The sequence below is a fragment of the Mycobacterium mantenii genome (assembly GCF_001667865.1).
GTDB classification, from domain to species: Bacteria; Actinomycetota; Actinomycetes; order Mycobacteriales; family Mycobacteriaceae; genus Mycobacterium; species Mycobacterium mantenii_A.
This window is the reverse complement of the sequence record NZ_LZJP01000029.1, coordinates 135,957-155,497: the sequence shown is the minus strand read 5'-3', so window position 1 is coordinate 155,497 and position 19,541 is coordinate 135,957. Positions and strand designations below refer to the sequence as shown.

The 19,541-nt window shown below is 66.5% G+C and carries 22 protein-coding genes and 1 tRNA gene; 18 read left to right on the top strand and 5 right to left on the bottom strand.

Annotation, left to right across the window (positions count from 1 at the left end; all coding sequences use genetic code 11):
- Positions 1-34: 34 nt before the first annotated feature.
- Positions 35-601, bottom strand: coding sequence for a hemerythrin domain-containing protein (locus A5688_RS04835; RefSeq protein ID WP_067827206.1), 567 nt, complete (start codon positions 599-601; stop codon positions 35-37).
- A 305-nt stretch (positions 602-906) separates the two neighbouring features.
- On the opposite strand from A5688_RS04835, the gene A5688_RS04830 reads away from it, so the two are divergent.
- The 4 genes from A5688_RS04830 to A5688_RS04815 are packed head-to-tail and all read left to right on the top strand — an operon-like array spanning position 907 to position 3,603.
- The gene (locus tag A5688_RS04830) at positions 907-1,824 is read left to right on the top strand and encodes an HpcH/HpaI aldolase/citrate lyase family protein (RefSeq protein WP_067827210.1); all 918 of its coding nucleotides are present in this window, start codon (positions 907-909) and stop codon (positions 1,822-1,824) included.
- 32 nt (positions 1,825-1,856) lie between these two features.
- Positions 1,857-2,555: a DsbA family protein gene (locus A5688_RS04825; RefSeq protein ID WP_067827212.1), complete on the top strand. Its 699-nt coding sequence runs from the start codon at positions 1,857-1,859 to the stop codon at positions 2,553-2,555.
- 22 nt (positions 2,556-2,577) lie between these two features.
- Entirely contained in the window at positions 2,578-2,934 is a 357-nt protein-coding gene (locus A5688_RS04820; protein WP_067909070.1) for a DUF488 domain-containing protein, read from the top strand.
- 42 nt (positions 2,935-2,976) lie between these two features.
- Positions 2,977-3,603: a GNAT family N-acetyltransferase gene (locus tag A5688_RS04815; protein WP_067909073.1), complete on the top strand. Its 627-nt coding sequence runs from the start codon at positions 2,977-2,979 to the stop codon at positions 3,601-3,603.
- 16 nt (positions 3,604-3,619) lie between these two features.
- On the opposite strand, the gene crcB (A5688_RS04810) is transcribed toward A5688_RS04815, so the two are convergent.
- Both crcB (A5688_RS04810) and crcB (A5688_RS04805) read right to left on the bottom strand, forming a co-directional pair.
- Complete coding sequence (gene crcB / locus A5688_RS04810; RefSeq protein ID WP_067827273.1) at positions 3,620-3,988, bottom strand: fluoride efflux transporter CrcB; 369 nt, start codon at positions 3,986-3,988, stop codon at positions 3,620-3,622.
- Between the two features lie 11 nt (positions 3,989-3,999).
- Positions 4,000-4,398, bottom strand: a complete 399-nt coding sequence (gene crcB, locus A5688_RS04805) for a fluoride efflux transporter CrcB (RefSeq protein WP_067827220.1) — start codon at positions 4,396-4,398, stop codon at positions 4,000-4,002.
- A gap of 102 nt (positions 4,399-4,500) precedes the next feature.
- Between crcB (A5688_RS04805) and pgm the strand changes: the two genes are divergently transcribed.
- The 7 genes from pgm to A5688_RS04770 all read left to right on the top strand — a co-directional run bounded on the left by pgm (position 4,501) and on the right by A5688_RS04770 (position 12,432).
- Complete coding sequence (pgm, locus tag A5688_RS04800; RefSeq protein ID WP_067909076.1) at positions 4,501-6,132, top strand: phosphoglucomutase (alpha-D-glucose-1,6-bisphosphate-dependent); 1,632 nt, start codon at positions 4,501-4,503, stop codon at positions 6,130-6,132.
- A gap of 92 nt (positions 6,133-6,224) precedes the next feature.
- Complete coding sequence (locus A5688_RS04795) at positions 6,225-7,406, top strand: MFS transporter (protein WP_067827226.1); 1,182 nt, start codon at positions 6,225-6,227, stop codon at positions 7,404-7,406.
- A gap of 43 nt (positions 7,407-7,449) precedes the next feature.
- Positions 7,450-7,522: transfer RNA gene (locus A5688_RS04790), tRNA-Ala, on the top strand.
- A 280-nt stretch (positions 7,523-7,802) separates the two neighbouring features.
- Positions 7,803-8,717 carry a metal-dependent hydrolase gene (locus tag A5688_RS04785; RefSeq protein ID WP_067827276.1) on the top strand — a complete coding sequence of 305 codons (915 nt, stop codon included), beginning with the start codon at positions 7,803-7,805 and terminating at the stop codon, positions 8,715-8,717.
- Positions 8,714-8,902: a ferredoxin gene (locus tag A5688_RS04780; protein ID WP_067909082.1), complete on the top strand. Its 189-nt coding sequence runs from the start codon at positions 8,714-8,716 to the stop codon at positions 8,900-8,902. The genes A5688_RS04785 and A5688_RS04780 overlap by 4 nt, the downstream gene beginning before the upstream one ends.
- A 4-nt stretch (positions 8,903-8,906) precedes the next feature.
- Complete coding sequence (locus A5688_RS04775) at positions 8,907-10,124, top strand: NAD(P)/FAD-dependent oxidoreductase (protein ID WP_067909083.1); 1,218 nt, start codon at positions 8,907-8,909, stop codon at positions 10,122-10,124.
- A 112-nt stretch (positions 10,125-10,236) separates the two neighbouring features.
- A complete protein-coding gene (locus tag A5688_RS04770; RefSeq protein ID WP_067909086.1) occupies positions 10,237-12,432 on the top strand; it encodes a hypothetical protein in 2,196 nt (731 codons plus the stop codon).
- 30 nt (positions 12,433-12,462) lie between these two features.
- On the opposite strand, the gene A5688_RS04765 is transcribed toward A5688_RS04770, so the two are convergent.
- Positions 12,463-12,678 (bottom strand): hypothetical protein, encoded by a 216-nt coding sequence (locus A5688_RS04765; RefSeq protein ID WP_067827239.1) that lies wholly within the window; start codon positions 12,676-12,678, stop codon positions 12,463-12,465.
- Between the two features lie 42 nt (positions 12,679-12,720).
- Here A5688_RS04765 and A5688_RS28505 point away from each other — a divergent pair, with 42 nt between their 5' ends.
- Positions 12,721-13,044: a diguanylate cyclase domain-containing protein gene (locus tag A5688_RS28505; RefSeq protein ID WP_082955032.1), complete on the top strand. Its 324-nt coding sequence runs from the start codon at positions 12,721-12,723 to the stop codon at positions 13,042-13,044.
- A 206-nt stretch (positions 13,045-13,250) separates the two neighbouring features.
- Positions 13,251-13,445: a long chain fatty acid-CoA synthetase Faa4p gene (locus tag A5688_RS04760; RefSeq protein WP_067827242.1), complete on the top strand. Its 195-nt coding sequence runs from the start codon at positions 13,251-13,253 to the stop codon at positions 13,443-13,445.
- A gap of 4 nt (positions 13,446-13,449) precedes the next feature.
- Here the strand turns inward: A5688_RS04760 and A5688_RS04755 are convergent, their stop codons facing one another.
- Positions 13,450-14,850, bottom strand: a complete 1,401-nt coding sequence (locus A5688_RS04755) for an aldehyde dehydrogenase (RefSeq protein ID WP_067909089.1) — start codon at positions 14,848-14,850, stop codon at positions 13,450-13,452.
- A gap of 185 nt (positions 14,851-15,035) precedes the next feature.
- Between A5688_RS04755 and A5688_RS04750 the strand changes: the two genes are divergently transcribed.
- The 5 genes from A5688_RS04750 (at position 15,036) to A5688_RS04730 (ending at position 19,531) form a co-directional block, all read left to right on the top strand.
- Positions 15,036-16,304 carry an aromatic ring-hydroxylating oxygenase subunit alpha gene (locus A5688_RS04750; RefSeq protein WP_067909098.1) on the top strand — a complete coding sequence of 423 codons (1,269 nt, stop codon included), beginning with the start codon at positions 15,036-15,038 and terminating at the stop codon, positions 16,302-16,304.
- Positions 16,301-16,636, top strand: coding sequence for a hypothetical protein (locus A5688_RS04745; RefSeq protein ID WP_207546600.1), 336 nt, complete (start codon positions 16,301-16,303; stop codon positions 16,634-16,636). Before A5688_RS04750 ends, A5688_RS04745 begins: the two co-directional genes overlap by 4 nt.
- Positions 16,633-17,880, top strand: a complete 1,248-nt coding sequence (locus tag A5688_RS04740) for a metal-dependent hydrolase family protein (protein ID WP_068268068.1) — start codon at positions 16,633-16,635, stop codon at positions 17,878-17,880. The genes A5688_RS04745 and A5688_RS04740 overlap by 4 nt, the downstream gene beginning before the upstream one ends.
- Before the next feature lie 11 nt (positions 17,881-17,891).
- Complete coding sequence (locus tag A5688_RS04735) at positions 17,892-18,344, top strand: MarR family winged helix-turn-helix transcriptional regulator (protein ID WP_067827250.1); 453 nt, start codon at positions 17,892-17,894, stop codon at positions 18,342-18,344.
- Positions 18,345-18,508: 164 nt separating this feature from the next.
- Entirely contained in the window at positions 18,509-19,531 is a 1,023-nt protein-coding gene (locus A5688_RS04730) for a ferredoxin--NADP reductase (RefSeq protein ID WP_347503014.1), read from the top strand.
- Positions 19,532-19,541 lie beyond the last annotated feature (10 nt).

Sequence of the window (19,541 nt, the reverse complement as noted above, 5' to 3'; positions counted from 1 at the left end):
GAGCCTACGGAAGCCCGAAGCCGCGCCGGGTTCGCTAGCCGAGGGCTTTGCCGATCAGGTCGCGGGCGCGGTCGAGCATCGACGCGAACGGGCCGAGCGCGAAGTTCAGCTTCGCCGATTCCACGCCCGGATGGGGGCGCGTCGGAGCGATGGCCTCGGCGGCGCGTACCGCCGCGCCCATTCGCTTGAGGTCGTCGGTGTCCACTTTGCGCTTCAAGACGGGAAACTCTTGGTCTTCCTCCTGCCGGGCATGCTCGAGCACGGCTTCGCGCAGTTTGGTGAGCTCTTTGATGAACTGGTCCGAGGTGATATCGAGCTTCTCGATCGCCGACAGCAGCTCCTTGGCTTCGTGCTCTTCTTCGAGCCGGGCGTCGACGATGGCGTCGCCGTCACCGTCTTCCCGCCGCACACGCGGATGCACGACCATTTCCTCGGCCGTCTCGTGCACGGCCAGCAACTGGCGCAACGTTGCGAACGGCTCCTCACGGGCTTTCGGATCCGACGCGTGCAGCACTTGGTCGAACATGTCCTCGATGAGGTTGTGCTGCGCCTTCAGGAACGCGACAACTTCCTCAGGGGACTCAACAATGAGATCTCCCATCGCCGGTACCTCCAATGACTTGGGAGTGGGATTGCGCACTGTGGGCTGAGTGCGGCTTGACCAGGAAATACCCGGCATACTCGCTGCTAAACGCCGCAGCATGTCAGGGCATCGGTGAAGCCCTATTACCCTGGGATGCAACCATTTCGGTGAGGCCGGAGACTGATCGGCGACCGCCGCGCCGCGGCCGGTCCAAACCGCCTTTCGATTACGCGGGGGAATCTGGGACCCCCGGTTCGAGATAATCGCTACGGTTAGGGACAACAAGCCCGACACCGACGCACAGAGACGACGGATCAGCCGAAATGTACGAACAGGTCAACAGCACCGCCGAGGCCGAGGACATCGGCTCTCGCATCGACCCGGTACTCGCCCGGAGTTGGCTCCTGGTCAACGGTACGCATGCCGATCGGTTCCAATCCGCGGTGAATTCGCGCGCTGACATCGTCGTTCTCGACATCGAGGACGCGGTGGCGCCCAAGGACAAGCACGCCGCCCGCGACAACGTGGTGGGTTGGCTGGGTGCCGGCAACGTCGACTGGGTGCGCATCAACGGCTTCGGCACCCCCTGGTGGGCGGACGACCTGGCCGCCCTGGCCACCACCCCGGTCGGCGGAGTGATGCTGGCGATGGTCGAATCGGTCGACCACGTCACCGAGACGGCGAAGCGCCTGCCCGATGTGCCGATTGTGGCCCTGGTCGAAACGGCCCGGGGTCTGGAACGCATCACCGAGATCGCCGCGACCAAGGGCACCTTCCGGCTCGCCTTCGGCATCGGCGACTTCCGCCGCGACACCGGCTTCGGAGACGATCCGGCCACCCTCGCGTACACGCGGTCACGCTTCACCATCGCCTCCAAGGCCGCCGACCTGCCCAGCGCGATCGACGGACCGACCATCGGCTCCAATCCCCTGAAACTGATCGAGGCCACCGCGGTGTCCACCCAGTTCGGGATGACCGGCAAGATCTGCCTGACGCCCGACCAGTGTGCCGTCGTTAATGAGGGGCTGTCGCCGTCGCAGGACGAAATATCCTGGGCGAAAGAGTTTTTCGCCGAGTTCGAGCGCGACGGGGGAGAGATCCGCAACGGCTCCGATCTGCCCCGCATCGCTCGGGCCACCAAGATTCTCGAGCTGGCTCGTGCGTACGGCATCGAAGCGCTGGACATCGACAAGGAAGAACGAGATCACTCGCCCGCCCCGTCGGATACTTATCACTACTGAGCGCCACTACCGAGCGGCGGGACGGATCCGAGATGAGCGTTGTGGTGGATTTTCATTTCGACCCGATGTGCCCGTTCGCCTACCAGACCTCGTTGTGGATCCGCGACGTTCGCGAGCAACTCGGCATCACCGTCGACTGGCGGTTCTTCAGCCTCGAGGAGATCAACCGGGCAGAGGGCCAGAAGCATCCTTGGGAGCGGGAGTGGTCCTACGGCTGGTCGTTGATGCGGATCGGTGCGCTACTGCGCCGGACGGATATGGCGCTGCTGGATCGGTGGTACGCCGCCATCGGGCGTGAACTGCACACGCTCGGCGGCAAACCCCACGACCCCGCGGTTGCCCGACGCTTGCTGAGCGACATCGGTGTAAAGGCGTCGGTGTTGGACGCGGCTCTGGACGACCCGACCACCCACGACGAGATACACCGTGATCATCAGCGGGTCGTCGATGCCGGTGGCTACGGAGTGCCGACGCTTTTCCTGTTGGGACAGTGCTTGTTTGGGCCGGTGCTGGTGGATCCGCCGACCGGCGCCGAGGCCCTGAGGCTGTGGGAGGTGGTCACCGGCATGGCCGAACTGCCCCACGTGTACGAGCTGCAGCGGCCCAAATCGGCCGCCGATGTCGAAGTCATCGGCCGAAGCCTGCGTCCCTACCTGGGCGGGCGCGATTGGGTCAGCATCAACCGCGGTGAGGTCATCGACGTCGAGCGCTTCACCGGCCAAGGGACCTAGGTTCATCGCTACGCTGGCAGGGGTGAGCGCCAAGAACCGGATCCGGGTGGCGCGGGTCTACGACGAGGTCGGCCCCGACGAGGGGCAGCGCGTGCTCGTCGATCGCGTCTGGCCGCGGGGCGTGCGCAAAGACGACCCGCGGGTCGGGATCTGGTACAGGGACGTCGCCCCGTCGAAGGACCTCCGGGAGTGGTACCAGCACGATCCGGACCGGTTCGACGAATTCGCGTCACGCTACAAGTCCGAACTGCGCGACAACAGCGCCCTGGACGAGCTGCGCAAGCTCGCCAAGCGCGGCCCCGTCACGCTGGTCACCGCGACCCGCGACCTCGACATCAGCCAGGCCGCCGTCCTGGCCAAGCTGCTCAAGGCCCACTGAACCGGCGCCGAACCGGCAGCGTCGTAGGCTCGTGCCGTTGACATGACCAATGCCGGACCCATCCTTCCGCGGGAACTGACCGACCTTCCCGAGGCGATCCGCGCCGTCCCGCCGCCGCCCATCCCGCAGCTGCCCGCGCCGTACGGTCTGCGGGTTGCCGACCCGGACGCCGACGCCGCGATGATCTCGGAGTGGATGAGCCGGCTGCATCTGGTCGAGGCCTGGGAGTCCAACTGGCCGGTGGCGCGGTGGCGTCGCTACCTTCAGGCGCAATTGGAGGGCGAGTTTTCCCGTCCGCTCATCGCCACGCTGGACGGCGTGGACCGTGCATATATCGAAATCTACAGGGCGGCAAAGGATTCCATCGCACCGCGATATGAGCATGACCCCCACGACCTGGGTTTGCACGTCGCGGTCGCGGATTTGGACCACATCGAACGCGGGCACGTCAGTTACCTGCTGCCGCATCTGGTGGCCAGCGTCCTGGCCCTCGACCCGTTGTGTCGCCGCATCATGTTCGATCCCGATCATCGCAATGCGTTGGCGCGCAAGTTCTGTGAGCGCAGCGGCTGCGCCTTTCTCGGCGAGCATGAGATGGCGAATCGGCGGATGGCGCTGTACGTGCTGCCCCGCACCCCGGGTGACGTCCCCCGTCAGCGCGACACCTGATGGCCGGGCGGGGGCGTCAAAGGTGCTGTGCGAGCTGCTGTCCGATGAGCGCCGCCGCTTCACCGAGCAAGACGCTGACGGCGATGTTTGCGAGTGCGGCATACAGTCGGCGCTCCTCGCCGAGTCGCTGCGTTTCCAGCATCCAGGTGGAGAACGTGGTGTAGGCGCCGACGAAGGCGGTGCCCGCCAGCAGGGCGGCTTCCTTGTTCAGAGCCAGCCCGCCGAGGAAGCCCAAAAGCGCTGCGCCGCTGAGGTTCACGGCGAGGGTGCCGAACGGAAACGGCCGGGACACCCGGCGCGCCACCGTGCGGTCGACGACGAAACGCAGCACCGACCCGATGCCGCCGATGAGCACGACGGCGACCCAGACCAGAGCCGTCGTCACCGTCGCCGCGCTCACCGGCGCACCCGTACCCGGCGCACCAACTTGGTGGCCAGGTGGACCGCTAGCAGTCCCAGCACGATGCTGGTGAGGCTGTAGCCCACGGCCAGCCCCCAATGGCCGTGTTGGACCATCTTCAGCGTCTCGACCTGCATCGTCGAGAAAGTGGTTAAACCGCCGCACAATCCGGTGCCGAGCAGCGGCCGCCGATAACTCGACGTCGGCAACCGCTCCAGCAGCCGGGTGGTGAAGTAACCCACCAGGAACGCCCCGACGATGTTGACCGCGAATGTGGGCCAGGGCCAGCTCGCCGGGTCACCGCCGGCGAGCGTGCTCAGCGCGGCACGGGCCAGGGAGCCGAGCGCCCCGCCGGCAAACACCGCGGCCAATTCGCGATAGTCCCGTTGCGCCACTGGTGTTGATCCCCTTCGTTCGCCGGTGCGCTACGCAGCGTATGGCCGAACTCCAGACCGGCGCAGCCCGGGGGCACGCGGAGACGGGCAGAATTGAGAACCATGGTGGCCAACCCTCGCGCCGGTCAACCGGCCCAGCCCGAAGACCTTGTCGATCTGCCCCACCTGGTGACGGCGTATTACTCGGTTCAGCCCGATCCCGGTGACGTCGCTCAACAGGTGGCATTCGGCACGTCGGGTCACCGGGGGTCGGCCCTGGCCGGGGCGTTCAACGAGGCGCACATCCTGGCGATCACCCAGGCCATCGTCGAGTACCGCACCGCGCAGGGCACGACGGGGCCGTTGTTCATCGGCCGGGACACGCACGGGCTTTCCGAGCCGGCCTGGGTGTCGGCGCTGGAGGTGCTGGCCGCCAACGACGTCGTTGCCATGATCGACTCCCGCGACCGATACACGCCGACGCCCGCAATCAGCCACGCCATCCTCACCTACAACCGCGGCCGCACCGAGGCGCTGGCCGACGGAATCGTGGTGACACCGTCGCACAACCCGCCCGCCGACGGCGGCTTCAAGTACAACCCGCCCAACGGCGGGCCGGCCGACACCGACGCGACCAACGCAATTGCCAAGCGGGCCAACGAGATCCTGCGCGACGGTGCGGGGGTCAAGCGCGTTCCGCTGGCCCGGGCTTTGCAGACCGTGCAGCGCCACGATTACCTGGGCAACTACGTCGACGACCTGCCCAACGTGGTCGACATCGATGCCATCCGCGCGGCCGGGGTGCGCATCGGCGCCGACCCGCTGGGCGGGGCCAGCGTGGACTACTGGGGTGAGATCGCTGCGCGGCACCGCCTGGATCTGACCGTGGTCAATCCGCTGGTCGATGCGACGTGGCGGTTCATGACGCTCGACCACGACGGCAAGATCCGGATGGACTGCAGCTCGCCGGACGCGATGGCCGGGCTGATCGCCAACCGGGATCGCTATCAGATCGCCACCGGCAACGACGCCGACTCCGACCGGCACGGCATCGTCACGCCCGACGGTGGGCTGCTCAACCCCAACCACTACCTGGCGGTGGCCATCGAATACCTCTACACCCGGCGGTCGTCGTGGCCGGGCGGCATCGCGGTCGGCAAGACCGCGGTCAGCTCGTCCATGATCGACCGGGTCGTCGCCGGCATCGGCCGCAAGCTGATCGAGGTGCCGGTCGGATTCAAGTGGTTCGTCGACGGCCTGATCGGCGGCACCATCGGTTTCGGCGGCGAGGAGTCGGCCGGGGCGTCGTTTTTGCGGCGGGACGGCTCGGTGTGGACCACCGACAAGGACGGCATCATCCTGGCGCTGCTGGCTTCGGAGATCCTCGCGGTCACCGGGCTGAGTCCGTCCCAGCGCTACCAGCAGCTGACCGCGGAGTACGGCACGCCGTTCTACGCGCGGGTCGACGCGCCCGCCGACCGGGACCAGAAGGCCCGGCTGTCGAAGCTCTCCGCAGACCAGGTGACCGCGACGGAATTGGCGGGGGAGCCGATCACCGGGAAGCTGACCGCAGCGCCGGGCAACGGCGCGCCACTGGGTGGATTGAAGGTGACGACGGCCAACGCGTGGTTTGCCGCGCGACCGTCGGGAACCGAGGACGTGTACAAAATTTATGCGGAATCTTTCAACGGGCCCGAGCATTTAGCGGAGGTGCAGGAAAGCGCGCGCGAGGTGGTTAATAAAGTCATCGGGTGACCCTTTCCCCTCGCCTCAACCGCACCGGGGGGCGCGGGCTGCGTTCTACGCGTCTGCCGCGCGAAGTCTGGATCCTCAGCTGGGCGAATATCATGGTCGCGCTGGGCTACGGGGTGATTTCGCCGGCGCTGCCGTCTTTCGCCCGCAGTTTCGGGGTCAGCATCAAGGCGGTGACATTTTTGGTCACCGTCTTTTCGTTGAGCCGACTGTGTTTCGCGCCGATCAGCGGCCAGCTGGTGCAGCGGCTGGGGGAGCGCCGGATTTACATCGGCGGCATGCTGATCGTCGCGGTCGCCACCGCCGCGTGCGCGTTTTCCCAGGCTTACTGGCAATTGCTGGTGTACCGCGTGATCAGCGGCGTCGGGTCGACGATGTTCTACGTCTCGGCGCTGGGACTGATGATCCATATCAGCCCGCCCGACGCGCGCGGCCGGGTGGCGGGCCTGTTCACGACGTCGTTCATGGTGGGGGCGGTGGGTGGGCCGGCGGTCGGCGCACTGGCGGCCGGCTGGGGCCTGACCGCTCCGTTCATCGTGTACGGCGTCGCACTGCTGGGCGTGGCGGTGGTGCTGTTTTTCAGCCTGCGGAATTCGGCCCTGGCCGCGCCGGGGCCGCCGACGCGATCGACGGTGACCATGCGAGAGGCGCTGCGGTTCCGCGCGTATTGGTCGTCGCTGGGCGCCAACTTCGCGACCGGCTGGTCGGCCTTCGGGCTTCGCGTCGCACTGATCCCGTTGTTCATCACCGACGTCATGGGGCGCGGCGTCGGAATCATCGGCATCGCGCTGGCGGCGTTCGCCGGAGGCAATGCGATGGCCATGATCCCCAGTGGCTACCTGTCCGATCGGATGGGACGGCGCACGTTGATGATCGTGGGCCTGGCGTTGTCCGGTGTGGCGACCGTCTTCCTGGGCGCCGCGTCGTCGTTACCGGTGTTTCTGGTCGTCGCGGTGGTGGTCGGTGCGGTGACGGGCATCTACATGTCGCCGATGCAGGCCGCGGTCGCCGACATCCTGGGCAGCGAGGCGCGCGCGGGCAGTCCGGTGGCAGCGGTGCAGATGATGTCCGACCTGGGCGCGATCGTCGGCTCGATGACGCTCGGTTGGGTGGCCGAGCGGCTGAGCTACGGCTGGGGCTTCACCATCAGCGGGGTCGTTCTGCTGATCGCCGCGGTCGGCTGGGTCGCGGCGCCGGAAACGCGGACGGTGCCCGTCCCGGAGCCCGAGCCGCTGCCGTCTCCGCACACGTTGAACCTGCCTGAGCAGCAACTTTGAACGGCGGTTGCCGGTGGTGTAACTTCGATGGGCACGACTTCTCGGGGCTATGGCGCAGCTGGTAGCGCACCACACTGGCAGTGTGGGGGTCAGGGGTTCGAGTCCCCTTAGCTCCACCGAGTACCGCGGGCCGCATCCCGCATCAACCTTTCCATCTCTGTAGCGTGACGCCGCGAATGGCGTCGATCCGGATCCCGCATCGCAATAAGCAGGACAACTCTCAGCATCCTGATACCGCCGGTATGCATAACCGGCCACTCGGGCGGGTACGCGGCCCAGTGAACGGTTGTTCGCAGCAATCCGCGCTTGCAGTCCGATTCGGCCGCGGGTCGACCTTCCTGGGACGAGAAGGGATCGACCGACACTGCAATGGTCGGTCGGCGGGAGGAGTTTTTGATGCCCGAGGTCCAACTTCACCACGACGGACACCCGCGCTACCGCCGGATGGTCCGATTCGACTGGTCCGAGACGCCACTGCACTGGGTGCCCGACGACCCGTTCTCAACGCACATGATGAACGTCCTGCATCTGCTCCTGCCCGAAGGGGAGCGGCACTTCATCAAGGCCGTTCTCGAGGCATCGTCGCTGGTCGATGACCCAGAGCTGGAGGCGGCGATCAAACCGTTCATCCAACAGGAGTCCTGGCACGCGTGGGCGCATCAGGTGGTGCTCGATCACCTGGCCGAACAGGGCATTGACACCAAGCCGTACACCTCGCGACTCCGGAAAATGCTGTCGGTGGCGCTGGGTGATCCGCCGAAATTCTTCCCACCGGCGTTGAAGCGCTGGTGGTTGTATCGGCGGCTGGCCGACGTGGCGGCGCTGGAACATTACACCGCGATGTTGGGCCAATGGGTGCTGCAGAACCGCGGCCTTGATTACGCCGGAACTGACCCGATGATGCTTGATCTGCTGCGCTGGCACGGCGCCGAGGAGGTCGAACACCGCTCACTGGTCTTCGACGTCTACCAGCACGTCTGCGGCAACTATTTCATCAGAGCCTTCTCGATGTTGATGACCACCCCGCTGTTTTACGGGTGGTGGATTGCCGGAGCGAAATACCTGATGGCCCACGACCCGACCATCGATCAGAAATGGCGCTGGCGCGATTGGCTGCGCGCGGCCCGAGAGTACAAGTTGCCCGGTCCCTGGCAGCTGATGGTGACGCAACCCGCTAGGTACATGCGACCCCACCATCATCCGGGTCCCGAAGCGGTCACGGAGATGGCGGTCGAGTACATCAGGAATTCGCCGGCGGCGAAGGCCGCCCGCGAACGGGCACAGATAGAAGGAAAGGCCGCAGTGCGATGAAGGTTTCGGTGGACCTTGACACCTGCGATGGCAACGGCGTTTGTATGAGCCTGTGCCACGAGGTTTTCGACGTACGCGAGGACGGGCTGCACCTGCTCCAAGAGCAGCCACGGCGGGAGCTGCGCGGACCGCTGAAAGCCGCCGAAGTGTCCTGCCCCACACGGGCGATCGTGGTGGAGGACTGACGCGATGCCCACCAATCGTCGACTACGTCAGGTCGTCGTCGTGGGCGCTGGGGTGGCCGGAATGCGGGCGGCGGAGACGCTGCGACGCGACGGCTACGACGGCGCCCTCACCATCGTCGGTGCCGAAAGGCAGGCGCCGTACCATCGGCCGCCGTTGTCGAAGAAGCTGCTCAGCGGCCAGGTGCACCGGGCGGGCATCGACATGGCGCCGCAGTTCGACATGGATGCGCGGGTGCTCAGAGGCGCAACCGCGGTCGGCCTCGACATGTCCGGACGTACTGTCCAGGTCCGCGACGACGGCCAGAACCTGTCCTTGGATTTCGACGGAGTCGTCATCGCAAGCGGCGCCGAGCCGCGCGAATGGCCGGGCGGTCAGGCCCCCGATGGCGTGCTGCTGCTGCGGACGGTCGAGGATTGTCTGAGCATCCGGGAACGACTCGGTTCGCGGCCTCGGGTCGTGGTGGTCGGGGGCGGATTCATCGGCAGCGAGGTCGCCGCGACCTGCCGACTGCTGGGGCTCGATGTGGTGCTGGTAGAGAAGGCCTCCGGGCCGCTGGTGCAAGCGCTGGGCGCTGAGCTGGCGCCGCTCTGGGCGAAGTTGCATCGCGAGCATGGCGTGGACCTGCGCGTCGGCGTGGGCGTCGACGGATTCGTCGGCAAGGGGCGGGTAGAAGCAGTTCGACTCACCGACGGTTCGCACGTCCCGGCCGACGTCGTCATCGTCGGGCTGGGCGTTACGCCCGCCACGGGCTGGCTGGACGGGTCGGGTCTGCATTTGGACGACGGGGTGGTCTGCGATGCCACCGGCGCCGCCGAGGGCACCACCGGCGACGGCACTGTGGTCGCCGCCGGGGACGTGGCGCGCTGGTGGCATCCGATCTACGAGCGGCATCTGCGTACCGAACACTGGGACGACGCGGCACGTCAGGGCGAGGCCGCGGCGCGCACACTGCTGGCCGGGCCCGAGCACGCCGAAGCCTTCGACGCGGTGCCGTATTTCTGGTCCGATCAATACGATGTCAAGCTGCAGATGCTGGGCGTGCCAACTGATTACGACGCTGTCGAGGTCATCGAAGGGAATCCGGAGGGCTGGGAATTCGTCGGCGCTTACGGGCGGGGCGGTCGCACCATCGCGGTGCTCGGGACGATCCCGGGCCGGGTACATGCCTATCGGGAGGCCATCGAGAAGCGCGCCGAATTCCCGCCGAGCCGACCCGATTAACAAAAGTCGACGGCCGTTGCTCCCGATTTGACTTGAGAGCGACTCGACACATGCCTTTTTGGGTACAGCATCCACAAGCCGACGGGAAGACTGAGCGGACCGACATGACCGCATGCGCGACGACGGCACCATGCGCGCCGCCGAGGGACGGAGTCATCACATGCATCGCCCCGACACGATCATCGAGATTCATCGCGAACGCGTGCAGGATCAGACGGTCGACATGTTCAGCGGCGACAAGTACACGCAGTCCGTCGACGGCGCCGGCTACTCCGCGACGGCCACCCTTGACCTCACCCTGGATCGCGTCTGGTTCATCCTCGACTCACGTCGGCGGCTGTGGCAGGAGGAAGCCGACGGTGAACCCCGCGACCCGCTGCGGCACTTCGCGATAGACCTCGCGATTTTCGATTCCAAGATCGTGATCGATTCGGTTACCTGCATCCCGCTGGTATCGCTGCCCCCGGCGACGATCACGATTCCGGATGGTCCGCGTGCCGGAGAGTCACGCGAGATCGTGTACAACGAGATTCCGCTGTTGGGACGGTTGACAATTCACGATCAGCTCGAGCCGCACCAACTCGAGCCCGGCAAGCAGACGATCGCACTGAACTTCACCGCCCAGGATGCCCCCGTACTCGTGGCCAACCCGTTGCCGGATGAGCACGTGGGGTGGCTGTTCGGTCCGCACATCGAGCGGCGTGAAGGCGGGCTCACGGCTCTCGGCGGACAAGACCCGCGGATCAGCTGGGAACTCGACTATGCAGAGGCCTACTGGATAACCCACTGCATCGCCGGGGAGCTGATGGTGAACCTGGAGAAATTGCAGCACCCCGGCCTCTCCGACGATGAGGCCCGCACCAGGGTGCTCGACTCGCTTGCCGCCCAAATCGCCGATGCGGTCCGCCCGCAACTGGAGGCGATGGGAGACAACGGGATTCAGGTGCTGCTGCCGTCGCCGGTGGACGTCGACCCCGAGGCCGCAGACGACAGCACGGTCAAGGAACTCGACGCCATCGTGCAGCGATTCGACGTCGGCGAGGCCGCCGAGGAATCCATGGTGGTGCAACTGAAGACACTGCGCGAATTGCCCGCCGGCGAGGAGCTACCCGCGTCGGTTCTCGCCGAAAACCCCCGCGAGAGGGCGGCTTTGGCCGTCACCGGATGGAGCATTCTGCGGCAGGTCCGTGACACCGTGATGAACAGTTTCGATCTCGAGGAGAGCGACTTCGACCCCGAGGCACCATGTGCGCTGGCGGGTCCGAAGACCATCAGCATCGGCGGACAGGACCGCAGCCTCGACGCCCTCGACGCCGACATCGTCCCGCGAACCGAGGACGGCCGATTGGTCGTCGACGGCACCGTGAGCGCCGATAGCAAGCTGTACGACTTCAAGGCCAACTTCAAGGTGACCTACGAAATGGGCCTCGGCGGCATCCCGCGCGACCCCAAGGGCAAAGAGCTGCTGCGAGAGGACACAGACAGCATCGAGCTCCTCGAACAGACGCTGAGTCTGGCCGGTCGCAAGAAGCGCGCCGGTCACCTCAGCACCGAGGAATACGAGGCGGAAGTCAAGCGAGTTCGCGACCGATTCGACCGGCTACCGCGAACCGTGGGGGTGCGCCCGGCGCAGAACTCCGAGCCGGACGTCAATGCGGACTTCAGCCTGACCGCCGCGGGGAAAGTGGCCACGGCCGCGGGTGCGGCGGCCATCGTCGGTCTGCTCGCGCTGCCGGTGACCTGGGTGGCGGGGGCCGCCGGTGTCGGGGCCGCCGGGGCGGGCGGCTTGTTGACCCTGGCGATCGCTCAGTACTTCACCACCGTCCTGACCATCGACTGGTTCGGCACTGGCATCGGTTCTCGTCAGGTCAAGAAATCGCTGAACGACCAACCCGAGGGCACCTCGCTTCCGCCGATCGGAATGCCGGTCGACCTGGACCTGAACCGCCAACGCCTCGCGGTGTACTTCCGGCCGGTGCCGGCGAAATTGTGGATCGATTGCGTCGAGGCTGAGGCGGACGAGGACCAGGCGGGTGATGGCGATGAAATTCGGGTCGTCGGTGGCCGGTGGCCCACCGATGGCCATCCGTGGAGGCTGTCGCACGATGATGCCGTGCTGTTCGTCGACTCCGACGAACTGCAGCTTCTCGTCGACCCGGCCGGCGCGGGCGGCGACGAGTTGCCCGTCGGCGTTGACGTCGACGAAGACGGGCGACGCCGCCTGTGTGTGCGGAGCGACCCCGACACCCTGCGCCGGCTTGCGCAATGCTCTGCCGACGACCGGGACGAGTCTGACGTCAGCGCATGACCTGGTGGCGCAACGCCGCCGCAGAGGTGGTCAGCAGAGGGCGGCGGCCGAGAACCATCCACCGGCCACGAGCGCTATGAGGAGAGCGGCGGTGCTTTGCCCCATCATCGCGGCTGCGACGACGCCCACGATCGCGCAGATGAAAACGGTGACGGTCAGGATGGCGACGAGCAGCCGGTGTGAATTGACCGCCGCGCCGGCACGGGGGGCGATCACGGCCTTCCTGGAACGATCCACGCCAACCATGAAATCTCCTTTGGTGTGACGCCCGCAACACACTGCGACTGGATGTGGTCTACGTCACATTATAGCGGCGCCGTCGGTGGTTCGGCGGTAAGCCGCGATGGCCGAGCGAATTCGAGCCACCCAGTCCAAAACCCCCGTCGGTTTGGTCAACACTCGATAACCGTCACCTGCAGCGTCGGCTACGCGCTCGGCGCCGCGGGCGAGCCGGTCGACGGGATGGTGAGCCGTGCCGACGAGGCCCTCTACCGCGCTAAAGCCAACGGCCGAAATCGGGTCGAGCCGTTGACAATTGGGCCGAACGACCCCCAACCGCGTCACCGTCCGGTCGTATGGCGCAGCAAGGAATTCGAGGCCTGCGGCGGCTAGCGCGACGCGGCCCGCGCTGACCGGCGGGTTTCACCGTTATCGGGGCGAGACTGCCGATTAGGTTTTCGCCTCGATGCGGATTAATCTTGCCCGCGGTTCGTTCGCGACTCAGGAAAGCAGCCATGTCTGTTCAGCCCACACTGCTGCGACGTCAATCGTTGCGCAGCGCCCGCCGCCAGCGGGTCGCTCCCCGCGTGAAGTGTCCGATGGTCGGCCAGTGCTTCGATATCGAAATCACTCGCGACGCGGACGGATGGATGATCCGGGTTCCCGAAATCGGCAGGGCCACCCGCGCCGGCAGCCGCGCCACCGTCGAGGTGGCGGCGCGCGAATGCATCGCGACCTGGACCGGCATCCCCATCGGGTACGTTGCGGTTTACGTCGCGAGCGAGACCAGCTAGCTGCCTAGCCCCTGGGCGCGATCGCGATTGATTTCGTGTCGAGGTATCCGTCGAGCCCTTCGGGTCCGAGTTCGCGGCCGTAACCGCTGCCCTTGACGCCGCCGAAGGGCGCGAACGGGTCCATTGTGTAGCCCTGGTTGATGCCGAGGGTGCCGGTGTGGATCCGCGCCGCCAGTGCCAGGGCCCGGTCGGTGTCGTTGCTCCAGACCGCTCCGGCCAGGCCGTAGTCGGAGTCGTTGGCGATCTGGACCGCCTGTTCCTCGTCGCGGTAGGGGATGACCGTGATGACGGGGCCGAAAATCTCTTCGCGGGCGATGCGCATGGCGTTGTCGGCCGCCGCGAACAGGGTGGGTCGGACGTACCAGCCGCGGTCGAGTCCGTCGGGCATGTCGGCGCCGCCGACGATCAACCGCGCGCCCTCGTCCTGACCGACCTGGATGTAGTCGCGCACGCGCTGCTGCTGGCGACGAGACACCAGGGGACCGAGCTGGGTCTCGGGGTCGCCGGGATCGCCGACGCGAAGGCCGCTCATCTCGGTGGCGAGCGCGTCGACGTATTCGTCGTGACGCGCCTGGGGCACCAGCACGCGGGTCAGCGCGTTGCAGATCTGTCCGCTGTTGGACAGGCTGGCCGATCGCACCCCGGCCGCGACCTTGTCCGGCGCCGCGTCGTCGAGAATCAGCGCCGCCGACTTGCCGCCGAGTTCGAGGCTGACCTTGGTCAGGTTGGCCGCGCAGGCCGCGGCGACGGCGCGGCCCGCGGCGGTGGAGCCGGTGAACGACACCTTGTCCACGCCGCGGTGGGCAACGAGGTAGGCACCGAGCTCGGCGTCGCCGGGCAGGACGCTGACGGCGCCGGGTGGCAGGCCGGCCTCGTCGAGCATCTCGCTTAACAGCAGCGCGTCCAACGGGCTTTCGGGCGCGGGCTTGAGCACGACGGTGCAACCGGCCAACAGCGCGGGCACCAGTTTGGTGACGATGAGGAACTGGGGCATGTTCCACGGCACGATCGCCGCGACGACGCCGACGGGCTCTTTGCGGATAAGGACGTCACTGCCGAAGAACCCCGGCCTGGTCTCCTGCCACCGGTGCCGCTCGGCCAGGTCGCAGAACGCGCGGATCATGAACGCGGGCAGGCCGACTTGGGCGCGCTGGGCGAAGCTGATCGGGGCGCCGATCTCGGCGGTGATGGTCTCGGCCATCTCGGCGCGGCGCCGGTCGTAGATGTCGGCCAGGCGCCGGATGGTGGCGATCCGTTCCGACGGGTCGCTGTGGGCCCAGGGCGCAGAGGTCAAGGCCGCGCGCGCGGTGGCGACCGCGGCGTCGACGTCGCCGGGTCCCGCCGTATCGACCTCGGCGATGGATTCCTCGGTACTTGGTGAGATGACATGCAGCTTGCGGTCCATCCGCGCCTCCCGAGGCCAATATCAACTACTTGCTATTGATGGGTCGAGGATATACCGTCGGCCGTGACGGAGCTCTCAGGGATCGGTGAAACCGGTGCGCAGGTGGTTGTTTCGCGCAGCCAGTACGGCCGTGAGGGGCCGGGTGCCGAAGACGTCGGTGAGACTGAACTGCATAAGGAGCGATGATGGCTCGATTCCCCAAACCGCCGGAGGGCAGCTGGACCGAGCACTACCCCGAATTGGGCACCGATCCGGTGTCGTACGAGGACTCCATCAGCCCCGAGATCTACGAGCTGGAACGCGAGGCCATCTTCAAACGGGCCTGGCTCAATGTCGGTCGCGTTGAACAGCTTCCACGCAAGGGCAGTTACCTCACCCGGGAACTGAAAGTCGTCAATACCTCAATCATTCTGGTTCGCACGACATCCGGCGACATCAAGGCCTACCACAACGTCTGCCGCCACCGCGGCAACAAGCTGGTATGGAACGATATGCCCCAGGAAGAAACGCGGGGCGTGTGCCGGCAGTTCACCTGCAAGTACCACGCCTGGCGCTACGACCTGGACGGCAACCTCACGTTTGTGCAGCAGGAGGAGGAGTTCTTCAACCTCGACAAGAGTCGCTACGGCCTGGTGCCGGTGCACTGCGACGTCTGGGAAGGCTTCATCTTCGTCAACTTCGCCAAGCAGCCCGAACAGTCGTTGCGAGAGTTCCTGGGGCCCATGATCATTGGGCTGGAGGGCTACCCCTTCGACAAGATGACCTCCCGCTGGTACTACCGCTCGGAGGTCAAGGCGAACTGGAAGCTCTACATGGACGCCTTCCAGGAGTTCTACCACGCGCCCGTGTTGCATGCGAACCAGTCGCCGACCGCGTACTCAAAGGCGGCCGCCGAGGCGGGTTTTGAAGCCCCGCACTACCGGCTGGACGGACCACACCGTCTGGTCAGCACCTCGGGGGTGCGGGCCTGGGAAATGGCCGAAGAGATGCGCAAGCCGATGGAGGACATCTGCCAGAGCGGCCTGTTCGGCCCCTGGGACAAGCCCGATCTGGGGCCGCTGCCCGAGGGGCTCAACCCCGCGAAATGTGATCCGTGGGGCCTGGATTCGTTCCAGCTGTTCCCCAATTTCGTGATCCTGTTCTGGGGCCAGGGCTGGTATTTGACCTACCACTACTGGCCGACGTCGTACAACAGCCACCTATTCGAGGGCACGCTGTACTTCCCCGCGCCGCGTACCCCGCGCGAGCGGGTGGCCCAGGAACTGGCCGCGGTGTCGTTCAAGGAATACGGGTTGCAGGACGCCAATACGCTCGAGGCGACCCAGACGATGCTCGAATCACAGGTGATCGAGGACTTCTTGCTCTGCGACCAGGAGGTCCTGATCCGTCACCTGCACAAGGAGACCGCGGCCTGGATCGATGACTATCGCCGGACTTCCACTGCAGGAGTGTGAGGACGATGCCGATGTTGCCCGCCGAGTTCGCCGACCTAGAACGGTTCGCGGACTGGTGTCTGCCCAGCGAGCCCGAACGCTACGCCAAGAGGCTGGCCAGCTCCATGACGGAGATGAAGGCCTTTTACGACGCGATCACACCGCGGGCCGAAGAGGCTCTGGCGTTCTGCGACAAGTTCTCTCTCGACGACTTGCCCGAGGACGTCCAGAATCTGATGCACCTGCTCTATTCCATGATCATGGTGTCGTTCCCGGTGGAGTGCTGGAAACAGCCCCGCGTCCCCGACTCGGGTGCGTCGACCCTGGACTGTGTGTCCGAGCCCGTTCCATGAGAATGGTGCTGCGGGCGGCGCGATGGGCTGACGTCGTGACCGGCAAGATCCACACGCCGGCGGAGGTGGTGATCGACGGCGAACGCATCACCGCGATCAATCCGCCAGAGCCGCTTCCGGATTCGGCCACCATCATCGACCTCGGCGACGTGACGCTGCTCCCGGGCCTGATGGACATGGAGCTCAACCTGCTCATCGGCGGGCCCGGCGGCCCGGAGGGCCTACCCGCGCCGATGCACGGCGTGCAGGACGACCCCGCGTATCGCACGCTGCGCGGCGCGGTCAACGCGCGCACCACCCTGGAGGCCGGGTTCACCACCGTGCGCAATCTCGGGTTGATGGTCAAGACCGGGGGATACCTGCTCGACGTGGCGTTGCAGCGCGCCATCGACCAGGGCTGGCACGCCGGGCCGCGCGTCTATCCCGCCGGCCACGCCGTCACCCCGTACGGCGGGCATCTGGACCCGACGGTCTTCCAGCGGTTGGCCCCCGGGATCATGCCGCTGTCGGTGGCCGAGGGAATCGCCAATGGGGTGCCCGACGTGATCGCCTGTGTGCGTTACCAGATCCGGCACGGCGCCAAGCTGATCAAGGTGTCCGCTTCGGGCGGGGTGATGTCACACAGCACCGCGCCCGGCGCGCAGCAGTACTCCGATGCCGAGTTCGCCGCGATCGCCGACGAGGCCCACCGGGCCGGGGTGCGGGTTGCCGCACACGCCGTGGGGGACAGCGCAATACAAGCGTGCATCCGCGCCGGGATCGACTGCATCGAGCACGGCTTCCTGGCCAGCGACGAGACCATCCAGATGATGGTCGACCACGGCACGTTCCTGGTGTCGACCACGTACCTGACCGACGCGATGGCCATCGACCGCATCGCGCCGGAGCTCCGCAAGAAGGCGCTAGAGGTGTTCCCGCGGGCAAAGTCGATGCTGCCCAAGGCGATTGACGCCGGCGTGCGCATCGCGTGCGGCACCGACGCGCCGGCTATCCCACATGGCCAAAACGCCAAGGAACTGGGCGCGCTGGTCGAACGGGGCATGACGCCCGCGCAGGCGATCCGCGCGGCCACCGTGGTGGCCGCCGAGCTGATCGAGGCCGACGACGAGTTGGGCAGGCTGGCCCCGGGCTACCTGGCCGACATCATCGCCGTCCCAGGAGACCCCTTCGTCGACATCGCCACGGCCCTCGACGTCCGCTTTGTCATGAAAAGCGGGCAGATCTACAAAACCCCCGCGGCGTAACGGAGGCGGGTATGGAACTCACCGACAACATCCTGTGGTTGCTCAAGCAGGCCTTCTACTACTCGCTGACCACCATCAACGAGGCGATGCGCGAACACGGCGTGAGCACCGCCCAGATCGGTGTGCTGCGTCAATTGGCCAACGAACCCGGCTTGTCCGGAGCCGAATTGGCGCGACGCCTGCTGATCAGCCCGCAAGGCGTCCAGCTCGCGCTCACCGCCCTGGAGCGTCGCGGCCTGGTGGAAAGGAAGCAGGACCCCCAGCACGCGCGAATCCTGCGGGCCAACCTGACCGGGGAGGGCCGCAAGGTCGCCGAAACGGTGGTCAATGACGCGATCGCCGCACACCAGGAGGTGTTCGGTGTGCTGACCGAGCAGGAGCAGCGGACCCTGCGTGAACTACTGGGCCGCGTAGTCGAAAAGGGCACCGGCCATGAGCTGTTCGACGATCACGTCGAGGGCTGACCACCCGCGCAGCGTCGTCGCGCGGGCATCGAGGCGCGGTGCCTGTATCCAGTACTTGAGACCAATCGCAAGTAGTTGATACTCTGGCCGGGATGGGTGAAATCCGCACCACAGCGAACGTCGGTTCGGCGACGGCGACCGGCGCCGGAGCCGGCGGTGTCGACATCGCCGCGCTGCCGGAGGGCTTTGTGCCACTGCGGATCAAGCGCGTGATTCGCGAAACCCGCGACGCCGTGTCGATCGTCCTCGATGTCCCGCGCAGCGGCGCGCAGCAGTTCGGTTACCAAGCCGGGCAGTTCCTGACGCTGCTGGTCAGTGTCGACGGACGCGAGCATCGACGGTGTTACTCGATGTCGTCCTCGCCCATCGCCGGCGAAGATCTGCAGATCACCGTCAAGCGCGACCGCGACGGGGTGGTGTCGAACTGGCTCAACGACACGGCGGCGCCGGGCGATCAGCTGCCCGCCCTGCCGCCGCAGGGACGCTTCGTGCTGCGCGACAGCGACCGGGAGCTGATCGCGTTCGCCGGCGGAAGCGGCATCACGCCGGTGTTCTCGCTGCTGCGCACGGCGCTGACAAGCGGCAAGCGCCCCGCGCGGTTGTTCTACGCCAACCGAAGCCGTGACGCGGTGATCTTCGACGAGGCGCTGGCGTCGCTGGCTACCCGGCATGCCGATCGCTTCGTCCTGCACCACCACCTCGACGACAACAGCGGCTTCGTCACCCCGGCGGACATCGAGGCGTTCGTCCACGACGCCGCAGGCGCCGACGTCTACATCTGCGGGCCAAACGAATTCATGGAGACGGTGCGAACGGCCCTGTCCGCAACGGGCGTGCCGGCCGATCGGGTGCACTTGGAGCACTTCGACGTCAACGACATCGCCGCGGCGGCGCCGCCGGAGGCCGAAGTGGTCACCGCCGAGGTCACCATCGTGCTGGACGGAATCACCACCACGGCGCCGTACGATTCGGGCAACACCCTGCTGCAGACGGCCCGGATGGCCGGCCTGCGGGCGCCGTCGTCGTGTGAGATCGGTTCCTGCGGAACGTGTATGGCCCGCCTGACGCAGGGCAGCGCCCGGATGATCAACAATGACGCGCTCGAGCCGGACGAGGTCGACGACGGTTGGGTGTTGACGTGTCAGGCGCTGCCCACCAGTCCCACGGTGCGGGTGGTCTACGAGTGAGCGAGAAGGC